Below are 16,730 nucleotides of genomic sequence, written 5' to 3'. Positions count from 1 at the left end.
GGTTGCACGTTTCTCCTGGTCGTCGTGCTTGCATGCACGACGACCTTAATCATGGCGCATGGTGTGTCCTATCGCTGGCGCAACGTGCGTATCGAAGGCGGAGGCTATGTCAGTGGCCTGGTCTTCCATCCTGCCGTACGCGGCCTGATCTATGCGCGCACTGACGTGGGCGGTGCGTATCGCTGGGATCGGGCGCGTGCGCGCTGGATACCACTGACCGACTGGATCGGGGCGAAGGACGAGAATCTGCTGGGTATCGAGAGCCTGGCACTTGATCCCGCCGATCCGCAGCGCCTGTACCTGGCGGCGGGCACCTACACCACGTCGCAGGCGGGCGATGCCGCGATCCTGCGTTCGCACGACCAGGGACGTCATTTCGAGCGCACTGACCTGCCGTTCAAGCTTGGCGGCAATGAGCTGGGGCGTGGCAATGGCGAACGCCTGGCGGTCGATCCGAACGATGGCCGCATTCTGTTCCTTGGCTCACCCGATGCCGGCCTGTGGCGCAGCGATGATTACGGTGCGCACTGGGCAAAGGTCGACAGCTTCCCGGCGGTGGCAACCTCGTCGTCGGCCAGTGCGCGTAACACGTGGCGCACGCAACCCATCGGCATTGTATTCGTGGTGTTCGATCCGGCCAGTGGCCGGCACGGTACGCCGACCCCGGTGCTCTATGCCGGCGTGTCCACCCGACAGACCAGTCTGTTCCGTTCCGTCGACGGCGGGCGCCACTGGAGCGCCGTGCCGGGGCAGCCTGTCGGCTTGCGGCCCAGCCACATGCATCGTGCCACCGATGGCAACTATTACCTGAGCTATGGCGACGAGCCAGGCCCGGACACCATGAACGACGGCGCCGTGTGGCGCTGGCAGTCGTCCAGCGGCCACTGGACCGACATCACGCCCTTGCATGGCAACGGCAAACCGCCGGGCTTCGGCTGGGGCGATGTGGCCGTTGACCCCTCCGATCCGAAGGTGTTGATCGCCAGCACCCATCATCACTACACGCCGCACGACCTGCTGTTCCGCAGTACCGATCGCGGCGCGCACTGGACCGAGGTCTTCGCGCACTCGGTGTTCGATCACAGCGGTGCGGCATGGACGGTGGGGCATGCGCCGCACTGGATGACCACCGTGGCCATCGATCCATTCGATCCCGACCACGTGATGTTCGTCACCGGCTACGGCATCTGGGCTTCGCGCGACATGCGCCGGCTCGATCTTGGCGCCAAGGTGCACTGGTGGTTCCAGGATCGCGGGCTTGAGGAAACCGTGCCGCTGGGCCTGATCAGCCCGCCGCAGGGCGCGCACTTGCTGAGCGCGATCGGCGATCTCGACGGTTTTCGGCACGACGACCTTGCCGTGGCGCCGTTGCAGTTCCAGGCACCGCCGCGCTATGCCAACAGCGAAAGCATCGACTACGCGGGGCAGCGTCCAACACTGATCGTGCGCAGCGGTTACCTGCGTGAACCGTTCGGGCCGGCCATGCGCGCGGCTTGGTCCGATGACGATGGCCGGCACTGGCAGGCCTTCGCCAGCGAACCGCCGGACGGCGACGGCGCCGGCAGCATTGCACTCACCGCCGATGGCAGCGCTGTGCTGTGGGCGCCGCGGCATGCGCGGCACGTCTATATCACCCGCGATTTCGGCCGGCACTGGCAGACCGTGCAGAGGCTGCCTGGCACGGTGGTCGTCGTGGGTGATCGCGTCGATCCGCGGCGCCTTGCGGCGTTCGATCCGCATACCGGGGCATTGTTTGCCAGCCAGGATGGCGGCGTGACATTCGGGCCGATTCGGGGTCGCCTTGGTGCAGCCGCGCAGGGCCACGATCACGTGCAATTGCAGGCGGTGCCGGACGCGGCCGGCGTGCTCTATCTCGCGGCGCGTGATCTGCCGTTGCTGCGTGGCGATGACGCCGGCAACGTGCAGCAACGCTTTGCCGGCCTCACCGGTGTGGATGCCTTCGGTTTCGGCAAGCCTGCGCAAGGGCGGCACGAGTCGACCTTGTTCGTGGCCGGCCGGCTTGACGGACACCAGGGCATTTTCCGCTCCATCGATGACGGCGGCCACTGGCAGCGCATCAATGATGCGGCGCATCGCTATGGTCGCATTACGCATCTTGTCGGCGACCCGCGCGTGTTCGGCCGTGTGTATCTGGCCACCAGCGGGCGCGGCATTGTCTATGGCGAACCAATGGAAACGGCACCATGAAGCGCCTCGTTTTATCCGGCGCGTTGAGCCTGGGCGCGCTGCTGCCGCTGGCGACGCAGGCCACCACGCTCACATTGCCTCGACTGTTCTCGCCGGGCGCCGTGTTGCAGCGCGACCAGCCGATGCGCGTGTGGGGCTGGGACACGCCGGGGTCGCGGGTGAAGCTGGGCTTCGACGGCAGGCATGTCGTGGCGGTCGCCGATGCGCAGGGACGCTGGGATGCGACCTTGCCGGCCCATCCGGCCGGTGGCCCCTACGCACTGGATGTCGACGACGGGTATCAGCATCGCCGCGTCGGCGATGTGCTGGTCGGCGATGTGCTGGTCGGCGATGTGTGGTTGTGCTCGGGCCAGTCGAACATGGAGTTCATGGTTTCCGAAGGTCGCGACGCCGCGGCCGAGGAAGCGAAGGCGAACGATCCGTCGATCCGCCAGTTCAAGATTCCGCACGCCGCATCCACCGCGCCGCTGAAACGGCTGCAGGGCGGCAGCTGGGTCGCGGCCAGTCCGTCGACCGTTGGCCAGTTCTCCGCCGTGTGCTGGTTCTTTGCACGCGACATGCAGGTGCGCACCCATGTGCCGCAAGGTTTGGTCAACAGCAGCTGGGGCGGCAGCAGTATCGAAGCGTGGACGAGTGCGCGTATCGGTCATGTAGGCGTGAAGGCGCTGGTCGCCAGCATGAAAACGGCCACGGCCGCAGAGACGGCGAAACTCGATCGCACCCGGCAACGTCTTGCACGCTGGCCGGAACAGCATGGTGATGTGATGGACGCGGCCGGCAAGTTCGCCTGGGCGGCGGCAAAGCTCGACGAATCATCATGGGCGAACATCGCTGTGCCAGCGTACTGGGAAACGGTCGGCTACTACGACATGGACGGTATCGCGTGGTACCGCACGCAGTTCATCTTGAGCGCCGACGAGGCACGTCACGGCGTCACTCTGGGGTTGGGCGAAATCGACGATTCCGACCGCAGCTACGTCAATGGCCGGCTGATCGGTCAAACCGAGCGGCAATGGAACCTGCAGCGTGTCTACAAGGTGCCGGCCGCGGCCTTGCATGCGGGCAACAACACGCTCGCCATCCGGGTGGACGACCTGGACGACGGTGGCGGCATCCATGGTCCGGCCAGCGAGCTCTATGTGCAGCCACAAGACGGTGCGCGCCGCACGTTGGCAGGTACGTGGCACTTCCATCCGGCCGCGGTAACGCTGGTGCCTACCGAGACGCGCGAGGTGACGCCGACCCTGCTCTACAACGCGATGATCCACCCGCTTGAGGGTTATCCGTTGCGCGGCGTGGTCTGGTACCAGGGCGAGGCCAATGCACTGGACGGCAACCGCAACGCGCTGGCCTACCGTGACCAGTTCAAGGCGCTGATCAGCTCCTGGCGCGCCGCGTGGAAACAACCGCGGCTGCCGTTCCTGTGGGTGCAGCTGGCCAACTTCAAAGCCGGCGAGGACACCGCGGACTCCAGTCCGTGGGCGGGACTGCGTGAATCGCAATCCGCTGCGCTGGCACTGCCCGCCACCGGGCAGGCGGTGACCATCGATATCGGCAGCACCGAAACCATCCATCCCACCGACAAGCAGGACGTGGGACATCGACTGGCATTGGTGGCACGTCACGTGGTGTTCGGCGACAAGGTGGTCGATGCCGGGCCGGTCTTCCATGCCATGCGGGTGGATGGTGCCAAGGCGGTGTTGTCGTTCGACACGCAGGGTGAAGCACTGGCGGTGCGCGGGGGTGGACGGACCGTACGCGGCTTCGAGATGGCCGGCGGCGACGGGCATTACCTGCCGGCGCAGGCGCGTATCGAAGGCGCAACCGTCGTGGTGTGGAACGCGATGCTGCGCCACCCGGTGGCCGTGCGCTACGCATGGAACGAAGACCCGGTCGATGCCAACCTGATCGACCACGCCGGCTTGCCGGCCTGGCCCTTCCGTACCACGAAGCTGGCTGCGCCGATGCAGATGCCCCGATGAAACCGGAGATGACGATGCATTCATCCATGATGCGCCGCCTGTGGTGCGCCGCTGCCCTCGTACTTGGTCTGGCCGCCGCGTTACCGGCGACTGCTTCGTCGTTGCCGCGCGTGGTCAGCCAGGACGGCCGGCACATGTTGCTGGTGGATGGACAGCCCTACCTGATGCTGTGCGCGCAGGTGAACAACTCCAGCAACTGGCCGGCGATGTTGCCGCAGGTGTGGCCGGCGATGGAAGCCCTGCACGTGAACACCGTGCAGATGCCGATTGCGTGGGAACAGATCGAACCTACCGAGGGACATTTCGATTTCAGCTTTCTCGACACCCTGGTGCAGCAGGCGCGCGAACAGCATGTGCGGCTGGTGCTGCTGTGGTTCGCCACCTGGAAGAACAACGGCCCGAACTACGCGCCGGCGTGGGTGAAGCTGGACAACCGACGCTTTCCGCGCGTGCTGAAGAAAGATGGCGGCACGCTCAATTCGATGTCGCCGTTTGCCCGCAGCACGCTGGATGCCGACCGCAGTGCGTTCGTGGCGCTGATGAAACACTTGCGTGGCATCGATGGTGACCGCCACACCGTGATCATGGTGCAGGTGGAAAACGAGTCGGGCACCTACGGTACTGATCGCGACTACTCCGCGGCCGGTACCCGTTTGCTGCAGTCGCCGGTTCCCGTGGCGGTGCTGAAGAAGACCGGAAAGCCTGCCGGCAGCTGGTCGCAGGTGTTCGGCAAGCATGCGGCGGAATACTCCTACGCCTGGGCCATCGCGCACTACATCGACCAGGTGGCCGCCGCCGGCAAGGCCGTCTACGACCTGCCGATGTACACCAACGTCGCCTTGCGCGATCCGTTCCACCCCGGACCACCTGGCGGCTATGCCAGCGGCGGCCCGACCGACAACGTGCTGGATATCTGGCGCGCCGCAGCGCCCGCGCTCGATCTGATCGCGCCGGACATCTACATGCCCGAGTACGCCAAGTACACCACCGTGCTGGGCCGCTACAGCCGCGCCGACAACCCGCTGTTCGTCGGCGAAACCGGCAGCGCGGCGCCGTATGCGCGCTACGTGTTCGCCGCGCTGGGCAAACAGGCGATCGGCTTCTCGCCATTCGGCATGGATTACACCGGTTACTCCAACTGGCCGTTGGGTGCGCGCAAGGTGGATGCGGACACCCTGAAACCGTTTGCCCTGAACTACGCCTTGTTGCGTCCGATCGCGTCGCTGGTCGCCAAGGCCAGTTTCGAGGGCAAGGTCTGGGGCGCCTCCGAGCCGGAGAAAACGCATACGCAGCAGCTCGACCTGGGCGACTGGCAGGCACAGATCAGCTACGGCCAGCCGCTGTTCGGCACGCCCGAGGCGAAAGGCAATCCGACGCCGGAGGGTGGCGTGTTGATCGTCCAGCTCGGTCCTGATGATTACCTGGTGACCGGCGACCACGTGCGCGTGAGCTTCCAGCCGAGCGGTCACAACGCCGGCCGGCATGCCTTGTACGACCGCGTCGAGGAGGGACGCTACGTCGACGGAAAGTGGCAGTTCATGCGCGTGTGGAACGGCGACCAGACTGACTACGGCCTCAACTTCACCAGTGCGCCGCAGTGGCTGCACGTCAAGCTGGCCACGTATTGAAGGATGCATGCATGATTCGTTGGAAAACTTTCTCCGTGGCGCTCGTGTTCACCGGGTTCGCGTTGCCGGCGCTGGCGTCCGTGCCGTCAGCGGATTCGCCGGCGGTGGAGCATCGCGTCGATAACCTGCTGCACAAGCTCACGCTGGAGCAGAAGGTCGCGCTGCTCGGCGGAGCCGATGGTTTCGATGTTCGCGCCGAGCCGTCGATCGGCCTGCCGGCGCTGGGCATGTCCGACGGTCCGTATGGTGTGCGCATGGGTGGAAAATCCACCGCGTATGCCGCCGGCATTGCGTTGGCGGCGAGCTGGGATCCGGCGCTGGCGCAACGCGTGGGCGCCGCCATGGGCCGCGATGCCCGCGCCCGCGATATCAGCTTCCTGCTTGGCCCAGCGGTGAACATCTACCGCTCGCCGTTGAACGGCCGGAGCATGGAGTACTACGGCGAAGACCCCTACCTGGCCGGTCGCACGGCGGTGGGTTTGATCGACGGTATCCAGAGTCAGGGCGTGGTGGCCACGATCAAGCATTTCGCCGGCAACAATTCCGAATACGACCGTCGCCAGCTCAACTCGGTGATCGCGCCACGGCCGCTGCACGAGATTTATCTGCGCGCCTTCGAGATGGCGGTGAAGCAGGGTCATGTCGGCGCGGTGATGAGCAGCTATAACCTGGTCAACGGCGATTACATGGCCGAGAACAAGGCGCTGGTGGACGGCATTCTGAAGCACGATTGGGGCTTCGACGGCATCTACATGTCCGACTGGGGCGCGGTGAGCGATGGCCTCAAGGCGTTCAAGGCCGGCCTCGACCTGGAGATGCCGGCAGCCGACAAGATGACGCCCGCGCTGCTGTTGCCTGCACTGCGCGATGGCAGCTTGTCGAAGGCTGCGCTGGACGACAAGGTGCGACGCATCCTGCGCACCGCGGTGCGCTTTGGCTTCCTCGATCGCCCGCAGCAGGAGCTGGCGCAACCGCTGCTCGATCCGCACAACGATCAGGTCGCACTGGAGTCGGCGCGCGAATCGCTGGTGCTGCTGAAGAACGACCATCATGTGTTGCCGTTCGACGCGAACACGATGAAGACGATTGCGGTGATCGGCCCCGATGCCTATCCCGGCAACGCCACGGCTGGTGGCAGTTCGCATGTGGATACGTTTCACACCGTGAGCATTCTCGGTGGCATCACCGACTATCTCGGCCAGCGCGTGCGCGTGCTGTACAGCCCGGGCCTGCCCACGCCGGATGCGGTGTTCAAGCGTGACGGTTTCACCACCGCCAAAGGTCAGCCCGGCTTGCAGCGCGAGACGTTCGACAATCCCGACTTTCGCGGCGCGCCGGTCACGATCGGCATCGATGCCCATGTTGACCAGTGGAAGCCGGAGTTGTGGACGACGCCAGCAACGTTACGTCGCAGCATTCGCTGGAGTGGCCGCTTCGTGGCGCCGCATGCCGGCCGATACCTGTTCCTGACTGCAGCGGCCAGCGCCGACACCTATACGCTGTATGTGGATGGCAAATCGGTGATTGCGCAGCCCAAGCGGGAAGGTCAGGCGCCGCTGTATGCCACGTTGGACCTTGCGGCGAAGCAGGTGGTGACGATTCGCCTCGATTATCTGCCCGACGTGAGTTACAGCCGCATGGGCCTGGGCGTGGTGGCGGTCGATGAGCTGATCTCGCCCGATGCGGTGAAGATGGCTGCGATGGCCGATGCCGCGGTGGTGGCGGTGGGCTTCGACCCCAGTTCCGAAAGCGAGGCGTATGACCGCACCTATGCGCTGCCGTGGGGCCAGGAAGCGCTGATCGAGGCGGTGGCCAAGGCGAATCCGAAGACGGTGGTGACGGTGACCTCGGGTGGGGGTTACACCACCGCGAACTGGTTGGGCCAGGTGCCGGCGCTGCTGCAGAACTGGTACCCGGGGCAGGAAGGTGGCCGCGCCGTGGCCGAGGTGCTGTTCGGTGCGCGCTCGCCGGAGGGCAAACTGCCGATCAGCTTCGAGCGCCGTTGGGAAGACAATCCCACGCACGATTTCTATTACGCGCCGCCGCACCCGGCCGGCACGCATCCGTCAGTGAACTACGGTGAGGGCCTGTTCGTCGGCTATCGCTGGTATACCAGCCACCCGCACAAGCCGCAGCCGCTGTTCGCGTTCGGCTATGGCCTGTCGTACACCACGTTCGCGTTCGCGCATCTGGCGGTGGCGCCAACCGCGCATGCCGGCGACACGGTCAAGGTATCGTTCGACGTACGCAATACCGGTGCGCGTGCCGGGGCCGAGGTGGCGCAGCTGTATGTGAGCGACCCGTCCGCGACGGTGCTGCGGCCGGAGCGTGAACTGAAAGCGTTCCAGAAGGTGCGCCTCGAGCCGGGCCAGACCCGGCACGTCACACTGACGCTGGACCGGCACGCGTTCGCTTACTACGACCCAAAACACAATGACTGGAAGATCGACCCGGGCCGCTTCGTGATCCGCGTGGGCGATGCATCCAACCATACGCCGCTGGCAGCCGACCTGACCCTGGAGAATCCGCGATGAGTCCCAACCGTCTTCCCATCCTGGTGGCCTTGCTGGCGTCGGGGTTATGCCTCGGTGCTGCGCATGCCGCCGTGCCGCCCACCGCCGCCCATGTCACTCGCTTGCCCGACGGCATCGTGGTCAGCGTCGATGGCTCACAGCAAAAGGTGCGGCTGCGCGTGGTATCCAACCACATCATCCATGTCACCGCGGTGCCGCAGGGTGGTTTCGATCTGCCGCCCAGCCTGATGGCATTGAAGACCGGCGGCGATAGCCATTTCAGCGTGCACGAACACGACGGCACGGTGGAGCTGGATACCTCGGCGATCGAGGCGAAGGTGTCGCTGCGCGATGGCGCGGTGAGCTTTTTCGATCACGATGGCAAGCCGATCCTGGCCGAGCAGCCCGACGGGCGCAACTTCACCCCGGTGACGGTGCAGGGCAAGTCGTTCTATGCGATTCGCCAGCAGTTCGCGTCGCCGGCCGACGAGGCGTTCTACGGCCTGGGCCAACATCAGCAAGGCACGGTGAACTACAAGGGCAAGGACGTCGAGCTGGCCCAGCACAACATGGATATCGCGATTCCGTTCGTGGTGTCATCGCGCAATTACGGCGTGCTGTGGGACAACAATTCGATTACCCGCTTCGGTGATCCGCGTCCGTACCAGATGATCGATCACGGTCTGAAACTGTTCGACGCCAACGGCAAGCCTGGTGGCCTCACCGCCAGTTATTACGTCGACGGCAAGCTGAAGCTGCGTCGCGACGAATCGAGCATCGACTATGAATACCTGAAGGATCTGAAGCGCTGGCCGGCGGCGTTGACCGGCGCGAAAGGCGTCACCGGTGGGCCCGGTCAGACGGTGGAATGGAAGGGCTCGCTGGCTTCGGACGTGGCCGGCGTGCACAAGTTCCGGCTCTACGCCAGCGGTTACTTCAAGCTGTATATCGACCACAAGCTGGTGCTGGACGATTGGCGGCAGAACTGGAATCCCTGGTATCGCGATTTCACCGTGGCGATGGAGCCTGGCGAGAAGCACACGATTCGCATCGAGTGGACGCCGCAGTCGGGCTACATCGCGCTGGACCATCTGGACCCGCTGCCGGCGGCCGAGCAGAACGAGCTGTCGCTGTTTTCCGAGCTGGGCCACGCGGTCGACTACTACTTCATCGATGGCAACGACCTCGACGACGTCATCGCCGGCTATCGCGACGTCACTGGCAAGGCGGTGATGCTGCCGCGCTGGGCCTACGGTTTCTGGCAAAGTCGTGATCATTACGAGACGCAGCAGCAACTGCTGGCCACCGTGGCACGCTATCGCAAGCTGGGCTTGCCACTGGACAATATCGTGCAGGACTGGCGCTACTGGAAAGATGACGCCTGGGGCTCGCACCAGTTCGACAAGTCACGCTACCCCGACCCGAAGGCGATGATCGCCCAGGTGCATGCCGAGCACGCGCACTTCATGATCTCGGTGTGGCCGAAGTTCTACCCGACCACGAAGAATGCCAAGGAACTGGAAGCGGGCGGCCACATCTATCAGCGCAACATCAAGGAAGGCGTCAAGGACTGGGTAGGGCCGGGCTATCTCAGCTCGTTCTACGACCCGTACTCGGCCGAGGCGCGCAAGATCTACTGGCGGCAGATCCGCGAAAATCTGGGTGACCTCGGCGTCGACGCGTGGTGGCTGGACGCGACCGAGCCGGACATTAACTCCAACACCAGCATCGCCGAGCGCAAGCTGCTGATGGGACCGACGGCGCTGGGCCCGGGTGCGGCGTTCTTCAACAGCTATCCGCTGATGACCACCACGGCGGTGTACCAGGGCAGCCGCAAGTCCTATCCGGACAAGCGTGTGTTCATTCTCACCCGTTCCGCCTTCGCCGGGCAGCAGCGCAATGCCGCGGCGAGCTGGAGCGGCGACGTGGTGGCGCGCTGGAGCAACCTGCGTGACCAGATCGCCGCCGGTATCAACTTCTCGCTGTCGGGTATCCCCAACTGGACCACCGATATCGGTGGTTACGCGATCGAAGATCGCTACATGAAGCCGGATGCGAAGAATCTGGCGGAGTGGCGCGAGCTCAACCTGCGCTGGTTCCAGTTCGGTGCGTTCAGCCCGATCTTCCGTTCGCACGGGCAGGGCGTGCCGCGCGAGATCTACAACATCGCGCCGCCGGGCTCGCCGGTGTACAACGCGCTGGCCTGGTACGACCGCTTCCGTTACCGCTTGATGCCGTACATCTACACGCTGGCAGCGAATACTTGGTGGCATGACGGCACCATCATGCGCGGGCTGGTGATGGACTTCCCGCATGACGCGAAGGTGCGCGACATCAACGACGAGTACATGTTCGGCCCGGCCTTCCTGGTTGCCCCGGTGACCAGGTACCAGGCCCGCAGCCGTGCGGTCTACCTGCCGGCCGGCAGCGATTGGTACGACTTCAACACCGGCAAGCATTACACCGGCGGCCAGACCATCCAGGCCCCGGCGCCGCTGGCGCGGATGCCGCTGTTCGTGCGCGCCGGCGCGATCGTGCCCACCGGGGTGGCCGAGCAGTACACCGATGCGAAACCCGATGCGCCGATCACCTTGCTGGTCTATGCCGGAGCCAACGGCCACTTCTCGCTGTACGAGGATGCCGGCACCACCTACGGCTACGAGCACGACCACTACTCGCGGATTCCGATGAGCTACGACGACGCCTCCGGCGTACTGACCCTGGGCAAGCGCGAAGGCGATGGTCAGGGCGCGCCGGCGAAGCGGGAGTTCATCATCCGGCGCATCGATGGCACACACCCGGATGCCGATGCATTGAATGGCAGTCACGACCAACACGTCGAATACGACGGCAACGAGCTGAAGGTGCAACGTTGAGTGGCCACGCAGCAAAAAACACGCGGGAGAAGTGACATGCATCATCGAATATTGAAATGGGTCTTTGCCGGCTCGGTTTGTGCCGTCGCGACTTGCGCGATGGCTGCGAGCGGCACGGGACATCACGCATGGGTGGATGCCTGGGAGGCATCGCCAGATAGCGCCGGTCCCGTGCTGAATGCACAAACGGTACGGCAGGTGGTGCGGATGAGCGTCGGTGGCTCGGAGCTGCGCGTTCGTCTTTCCAATCTGTTCGGTAACGTGGCGGTCACCCTGGGCCCGGTGCACGTGGCGTTGAGCGCGAAGGGCGCGGATACGGTGCCTGGCAGCGATCACACGCTGCTGTTCGACGGCAAGTCCACCGTGACCATCGCCAAGGGCGCAAGCGTGTTGAGCGATCCGGTGCAGATGGACGTGAAGGCGCTGCAGTCGCTGGCGGTGAGCATTTATGCCCCGGCGGACAAGCAGGATCACGCGTCGACCATCCACAGCGCCGGTTTTGCCACCGCATACATCACTGAAAGCGGCGATGCCACCGCGGCCGTGCGCTTCCCACGCGAAGAAACCAGCGGCAATCGCTTCTTCCTCACTGACGTGGAAGTGGCTGGCGCTTCCACCAGGCGCACGCTCGTCGCTTTCGGTGATTCCATCACCGACGGCGTAGGTACCAAGGCGGATGCAAACGAACGCTGGCCGGATGATCTCGCCGCGCGCCTGCAGGCCGACGCAAAGCTGTCATCGATCGGTGTAGCGGATGCCGGCATCAGCGGCAATCGCATCCTGCACGACGGCGCCGGCCCCAGTGCGTTGACACGCTTCGATCGCGATGCACTGGACCAGCCCGGCGTGCACTGGATCATCTTGTTGGAAGGTATCAATGACATCGGTGGCTCAGGCTACGCCTGGAACGCCAAGGACAAGATCAGCGCGCAGCAAGTGATCGACGGCATGAAAGTGCTGATCGCCCGCGCGCACGCCAGACACGTGAAGATCTATGGCGCCACCCTGACACCCTATGGCGGCGCCGGCTGGCCGTACCACAGCGCGGCGGGCGAAAAAACGCGCGAGGCAGTGAATGCCTGGATCCGCCACTCAGGGGCGTTCGACGGCGTGGTGGATTTCGACAAGGTGATCCGCGATCCGGCCGCGCCGGAAAGGATGCTTGCCGCCTACGACAGCGGCGATCACTTGCATCCGAACAGCGCGGGTTATCGGGCAATGGCCAATGCGGTGAATCTGAGCTGGTTTACCGCCAAGCCGTGAACCGTTGATCGCCCCGTCTTTCCATCAATGCATGGCGCGTTCCTGGGAGCGTGCCTTCTCGGCGAACTGCCGGGGCGTGCAGTTGAACTCGCGGCGGAATACGGCGTACATGTATTGCAGCGAGGTGAAGCCGCTGCGCACCGCCACATCGGCCAGCGGGATATCCGTGTCGGCCAGCATGCTGCGCGCGGTTTCCAGCTTGTACTCCAGGATGGTCTGGTGCACCGTCTGCTTCAGTTCGCGCTTGAAGTGTTCTTCCAGCAGCGTCCGCGAGATGCCCACGTAGTCGGCCACCTGCTCGACCTTGATGCCGAGGCAGGCGTACTGACGGATATAATGCTTGGCGCGCATCACGTGCGGGCTCTTCATCGGTTCGTGCAGGCTGCTGGCCTGCACGTTGATGCCCAGCGGCGGCACGATGATGCGTGTGTCCGGCGCGATGTGCCCGTGCAGCATCTTGTGCAGCAATTGCGCTGCCGAATGGCCCATGTCCTCCGCGCCCTGGGTCACCGAGGTCAGTGCGATACGGCACAACAGCTGGGCGATCGGGTCGTTGTCGATGCCGACCACGGCAATCTGCTCGGGAACGGGGATATCCGCCACCACGCAGGATTGCAACAGTTGGCGCGCTCGCGCGTCGGTCACCGCAATGATGCCGATGGGCTTGGGTAGCGAGCGGACCCATTCGGCCATGTCTTCCTGCGCACGTCCCCAGCCGCCGGCGCTGGTGGACGAACCCCGGTAGACCACGCCCTCCAGTTTGTCGGTCGCGATCATCCGGCAGAACGCGTCCTCGCGCTCCTGCGCCCAGCGGTTGCCCGGCGTGGGCGGCAGGCCATAGAAGGCAAAGCGTTGCAGCCCCTGTTCGATCAGGTGGTCATAAGCCAGTCGAACCAGCTTGGTGTTGTCGGTCGCCACGTAGGGCGTCTTCGGCGGATAGTGGCTGGCGTCCGCATAGGAGCCACCCACGGCGACCACCGGTATTGGCACATCGGCCAGCGTCTCTGCCACGGTGGGGTCGTCGAAGTCCGCGATGATGCCATCGCCACGCCAATGGCGAATGCCCAGCGTGCGGCAGCGGAAATCCTCCTCCATGAAGAGGTCCCACTCCACGCGCGTGGATTTCAGGTACTGCCCGATACCGGCGATGACCTGTCGGTCATAGACCTTGTTGGCGTTGAACAGCAGGGCGATGCGGTGCGGTGATGACATGGCATGCCAGTACTGGCTTTCCCCCGACGAAACAATGGACTTGGAGAAGCTACCAGTTAAGCCGGCTGCGGACATGACGCAACGCGACAGGGAAAAAGACGTACGGCGTTGGTGGATTTCGCAATTGCGGGGTAGGGGAGTGACTTGCAGCATCGGGTGGCAACGACCTGCCATGGGCGAGTCGTGCGCCACCGTTGACCGGGTGGGTATCCCACCGACACAGAAAGCCTGCATGAAGATCACCGCCATCACCACCTTCCTCGTCCCGCCGCGCTGGCTGTTCCTGCGCATCGATACCGATGCCGGCATCAGCGGCTGGGGCGAGCCGGTCGTCGAGGGGCGCGCGCAAACCGTCGCCGCGGCCGTCGAGGAGTTGTCGACCTATCTGGTCGGCAAGGACCCGCGGCACATCGAGGATCACTGGAACGTGCTCTATCGCGGCGGCTTCTATCGCGGCGGCCCGATCCTGATGAGCGCCATTGCCGGCATCGACCAGGCGCTGTGGGACATCAAGGGCAAGGACGTGGGCCGACCGGTCTACGAACTGCTCGGCGGCCCGGTGCGCGATCGCATCCGCGTGTACTCGTGGGTGGGCGGCGACCGCCCGGCCGACACCGCGCGTGCCGCTCAGGATGCCGTGGCGCGCGGCTTCACCGCGGTGAAGATGAACGCCACCGAAGAAATGCAGTACGTCGACACGCACGCCAAGGTCGAGCGGGTGCTGGAAAACGTGCAGGCGATCCGCGATGCGGTGGGCGCGGACATCGGCATCGGCCTGGATTTCCACGGCCGCGTGCACAAACCGATGGCCAAGGTGCTGATGCGCGAACTGCTGCCGTACAAGCTGATGTTCATCGAGGAGCCGGTGCTGTCCGAACACCTGGAATGCCTGCCCGAACTGGCCGCAATCTCGCCCGCGCCGATCGCGCTGGGTGAGCGCCTGTATTCGCGCTACGACTTCAAGCGCGTGCTGCAGACCGGTGGCGTGGACATCATCCAGCCCGATCCCTCGCACGCCGGCGGCATCACCGAGACGCGCAAGATCGCCGCGATGGCCGAAGCCTACGACGTGGCGCTGGCGTTGCACTGCCCGCTGGGTCCGATCGCGCTGGCGGCGAACCTGCAGCTGGACGCGGTGTGCCACAACGCGTTCATCCAGGAACAAAGCCTGGGCATCCACTACAACGCCACCAACGACCTGCTCGACTACGTGAGCGACAGCGGCGTGTTCGCCTATGCCGACGGTTACGTGGCGATGCCCAAGGGCCCCGGCCTGGGCATCGAGGTGAACGAAGCCTATGTGGTCGAGCGCGCCAAGATCGGCCACCAGTGGCACAACCCGATCTGGCGTCATGACGACGGCAGCGTGGCGGAATGGTGAGCCGTCCCATGCTCTCGCGATACAGCGATCGATCGCGCCGCCCCTGGCGTGCCATGCCGGCCGCGGGGTCGCGTGCTGGCGACGCGCGCATGGGTATCCGGGGCAACCCCCATTCGGGACGAGTGCAGGTTCAAGCGAGGGTGCGCGCATGAGTCTGGTAGCCGGACTGGATGTTGGTACCCAGAGCATCAAGCTGATCGTCTACGATCCGTCCGCGCAGCGGGTGGTTGCCGTCTGTGGCCATCCGCTCGAATTGATGACCGGGAGCGATGGTCGTCGCGAGCAGCGGGCGCAGTGGTGGATCGACGCAATCGTGGCCTGCTTTGCCAAACTCGATGCCACTACGCGAGCCCGCATCGTGGCGCTTGGCGTGTCGGGTCAGCAGCACGGCTTCGTGCCGCTGGATGCGGAGGGCGAGGTTTTGGCACCGGTCAAGCTGTGGTGCGACACCAGCAGCCAGCGTGAATGCGACGAGATCATGGCCGTTGCGGGTGGCGCACAGCGCTGCGCGGCACTGGCGGGCAATCCCGTGCTGGTCGGCTATACGGCTTCCAAGTTGCCGTGGACGCGCAGGCATCGAGCCGCGGTGTACGAGCAGTTGGCGACCATCATGCTGCCGCACGATTACGTGAACTTCTGGCTGACCGGCGAACGCTGGATGGAGTGCGGTGACGCCTCGGGCACCGGCTGGCTGGACGTGCGCACGCGCGGCTGGAGCAGCGCGATGCTGGCCGCGACGGATCCGCAGCGTGATCTTTCCGCCTGCCTGCCGCCGCTGGTCGAGGCGGACTTCGCTTGCGCCATCGCGCGTGATGTGGCCGACGTACTTGGCGTGTCGCGATCGGTGCAGGTGTCGGCCGGTGGCGGCGACAACATGATGGCGGCCATCGGGACCGGCAACGTTGCGCCCGGCATGCTGGGCATGAGCCTGGGGACGTCGGGCACCCTGTTCACCCATGCCGATCATCCGGTGGTGGATACGACGGCACGCTGGGCAGCCTTCTGTTCGTCCGACGGCGGCTGGTTGCCGCTGGTGTGCACGATGAATTGCACGGTGGCTACCGAGAGCGTGGCGAAGGCGTTCGGTTTCGACGTCCGCGACGGCGACGCGGTGATGGCAGGCACGGCACCGGGCGCCGGCGGGCTGGTGATGCTGCCGTTCCTCAATGGCGAGCGCACGCCGGATCTTCCCTACGCACGTGGAAGCCTGCATGGCATGGACATCGCCAACGTGACACGCGCCAACCTTTATCGGGCCGCGATGGAAGGGGCGACCTACGCGTTGCGCAACGGCTACGACGCGCTGCTGGAAGCCGGGCTGCGGTTCGAGGCGATTCGTCTCACTGGCGGCGGTGGCCAAAGCGGCGTATGGCGCCAGATGGTCGCCGACGTGTTTGCTCTTCCGGTGGAAGTGCCGCTGCAAGCCGAAGGTGCCGCATTCGGCGCCGCGCTGCAGGCGCTGTGGGCGAGTGCACGGGCGGACGGCGAGAAAACGCCACTGGCCGACATCGTGCGCAAGCACGTTCAGTTGGCCTCACACCTTTGTGTTCATCCGATCCCGGAAAACGTTGCGGGATATCGACCCTCTTACCGGCAGTTTCTGCGCCATCTCGACACAGTCTGCTCCCTCGGCGCAAACGAGCAGGCAAGCGACATTGCCTGACCCG

General features: G+C 65.0%; 9 protein-coding genes. 8 read left to right on the top strand and 1 reads right to left on the bottom strand.

Annotated features, from left to right (window positions below):
• Positions 1-51 precede the first annotated feature (51 nt).
• The 6 genes from BMY90_RS03400 (at position 52) to BMY90_RS03375 (ending at position 12,470) form a co-directional block, all read left to right on the top strand.
• On the top strand, positions 52-2,208 hold the full coding sequence (locus BMY90_RS03400; protein WP_139201675.1) for a beta propeller repeat protein: 2,157 nt from the start codon (positions 52-54) through the stop codon (positions 2,206-2,208).
• Positions 2,205-4,190: a sialate O-acetylesterase gene (locus BMY90_RS03395; protein ID WP_092701542.1), complete on the top strand. Its 1,986-nt coding sequence runs from the start codon at positions 2,205-2,207 to the stop codon at positions 4,188-4,190. The genes BMY90_RS03400 and BMY90_RS03395 overlap by 4 nt, the downstream gene beginning before the upstream one ends.
• Entirely contained in the window at positions 4,085-5,818 is a 1,734-nt protein-coding gene (locus BMY90_RS03390; protein ID WP_425438641.1) for a GH35 family beta-galactosidase, read from the top strand. Before BMY90_RS03395 ends, BMY90_RS03390 begins: the two co-directional genes overlap by 106 nt.
• An 11-nt stretch (positions 5,819-5,829) precedes the next feature.
• Positions 5,830-8,352: a glycoside hydrolase family 3 C-terminal domain-containing protein gene (locus BMY90_RS03385; protein ID WP_092701539.1), complete on the top strand. Its 2,523-nt coding sequence runs from the start codon at positions 5,830-5,832 to the stop codon at positions 8,350-8,352.
• Positions 8,349-11,207: a TIM-barrel domain-containing protein gene (locus BMY90_RS03380; protein ID WP_092701535.1), complete on the top strand. Its 2,859-nt coding sequence runs from the start codon at positions 8,349-8,351 to the stop codon at positions 11,205-11,207. The genes BMY90_RS03385 and BMY90_RS03380 overlap by 4 nt, the downstream gene beginning before the upstream one ends.
• Positions 11,208-11,414: 207 nt before the next feature.
• Complete coding sequence (locus BMY90_RS03375) at positions 11,415-12,470, top strand: SGNH/GDSL hydrolase family protein (protein ID WP_175481483.1); 1,056 nt, start codon at positions 11,415-11,417, stop codon at positions 12,468-12,470.
• A gap of 24 nt (positions 12,471-12,494) precedes the next feature.
• Here the strand turns inward: BMY90_RS03375 and BMY90_RS03370 are convergent, their stop codons facing one another.
• Entirely contained in the window at positions 12,495-13,682 is a 1,188-nt protein-coding gene (locus BMY90_RS03370; RefSeq protein WP_092701530.1) for a XylR family transcriptional regulator, read from the bottom strand.
• A gap of 232 nt (positions 13,683-13,914) precedes the next feature.
• On the opposite strand from BMY90_RS03370, the gene dgoD reads away from it, so the two are divergent.
• Both dgoD and xylB read left to right on the top strand, forming a co-directional pair.
• Entirely contained in the window at positions 13,915-15,063 is a 1,149-nt protein-coding gene (gene dgoD, locus BMY90_RS03365; RefSeq protein WP_092701527.1) for a galactonate dehydratase, read from the top strand.
• 148 nt (positions 15,064-15,211) lie between these two features.
• Positions 15,212-16,726, top strand: a complete 1,515-nt coding sequence (xylB, locus tag BMY90_RS03360; protein WP_092701524.1) for a xylulokinase — start codon at positions 15,212-15,214, stop codon at positions 16,724-16,726.
• The last annotated feature ends 4 nt before the right edge of the window (positions 16,727-16,730 follow it).

Source organism: Rhodanobacter glycinis (assembly GCF_900114325.1).
Classification (GTDB): domain Bacteria; phylum Pseudomonadota; class Gammaproteobacteria; order Xanthomonadales; family Rhodanobacteraceae; genus Rhodanobacter_A; species Rhodanobacter_A glycinis.
This window is presented reverse-complemented; position numbering and strand designations above follow the sequence as displayed.

Excerpts from the sequence above, each read along its gene's own strand:
- BMY90_RS03400 (WP_139201675.1), top strand. The coding sequence starts at position 52 with ATGGCGCATGGTGTGTCCTATCGCTGGCGCAACGTGCGTATCGAAGGC.
- BMY90_RS03395 (WP_092701542.1), top strand. The coding sequence starts at position 2,205 with ATGAAGCGCCTCGTTTTATCCGGCGCGTTGAGCCTGGGCGCGCTGCTG.
- BMY90_RS03390 (WP_425438641.1), top strand. The coding sequence starts at position 4,085 with ATGGAACGAAGACCCGGTCGATGCCAACCTGATCGACCACGCCGGCTT.
- BMY90_RS03385 (WP_092701539.1), top strand. The coding sequence starts at position 5,830 with ATGATTCGTTGGAAAACTTTCTCCGTGGCGCTCGTGTTCACCGGGTTC.
- BMY90_RS03380 (WP_092701535.1), top strand. The coding sequence starts at position 8,349 with ATGAGTCCCAACCGTCTTCCCATCCTGGTGGCCTTGCTGGCGTCGGGG.
- BMY90_RS03375 (WP_175481483.1), top strand. The coding sequence starts at position 11,415 with ATGAGCGTCGGTGGCTCGGAGCTGCGCGTTCGTCTTTCCAATCTGTTC.
- BMY90_RS03370 (WP_092701530.1), bottom strand. The coding sequence starts at position 13,682 with ATGTCATCACCGCACCGCATCGCCCTGCTGTTCAACGCCAACAAGGTC.
- dgoD (WP_092701527.1), top strand. The coding sequence starts at position 13,915 with ATGAAGATCACCGCCATCACCACCTTCCTCGTCCCGCCGCGCTGGCTG.
- xylB (WP_092701524.1), top strand. The coding sequence starts at position 15,212 with ATGAGTCTGGTAGCCGGACTGGATGTTGGTACCCAGAGCATCAAGCTG.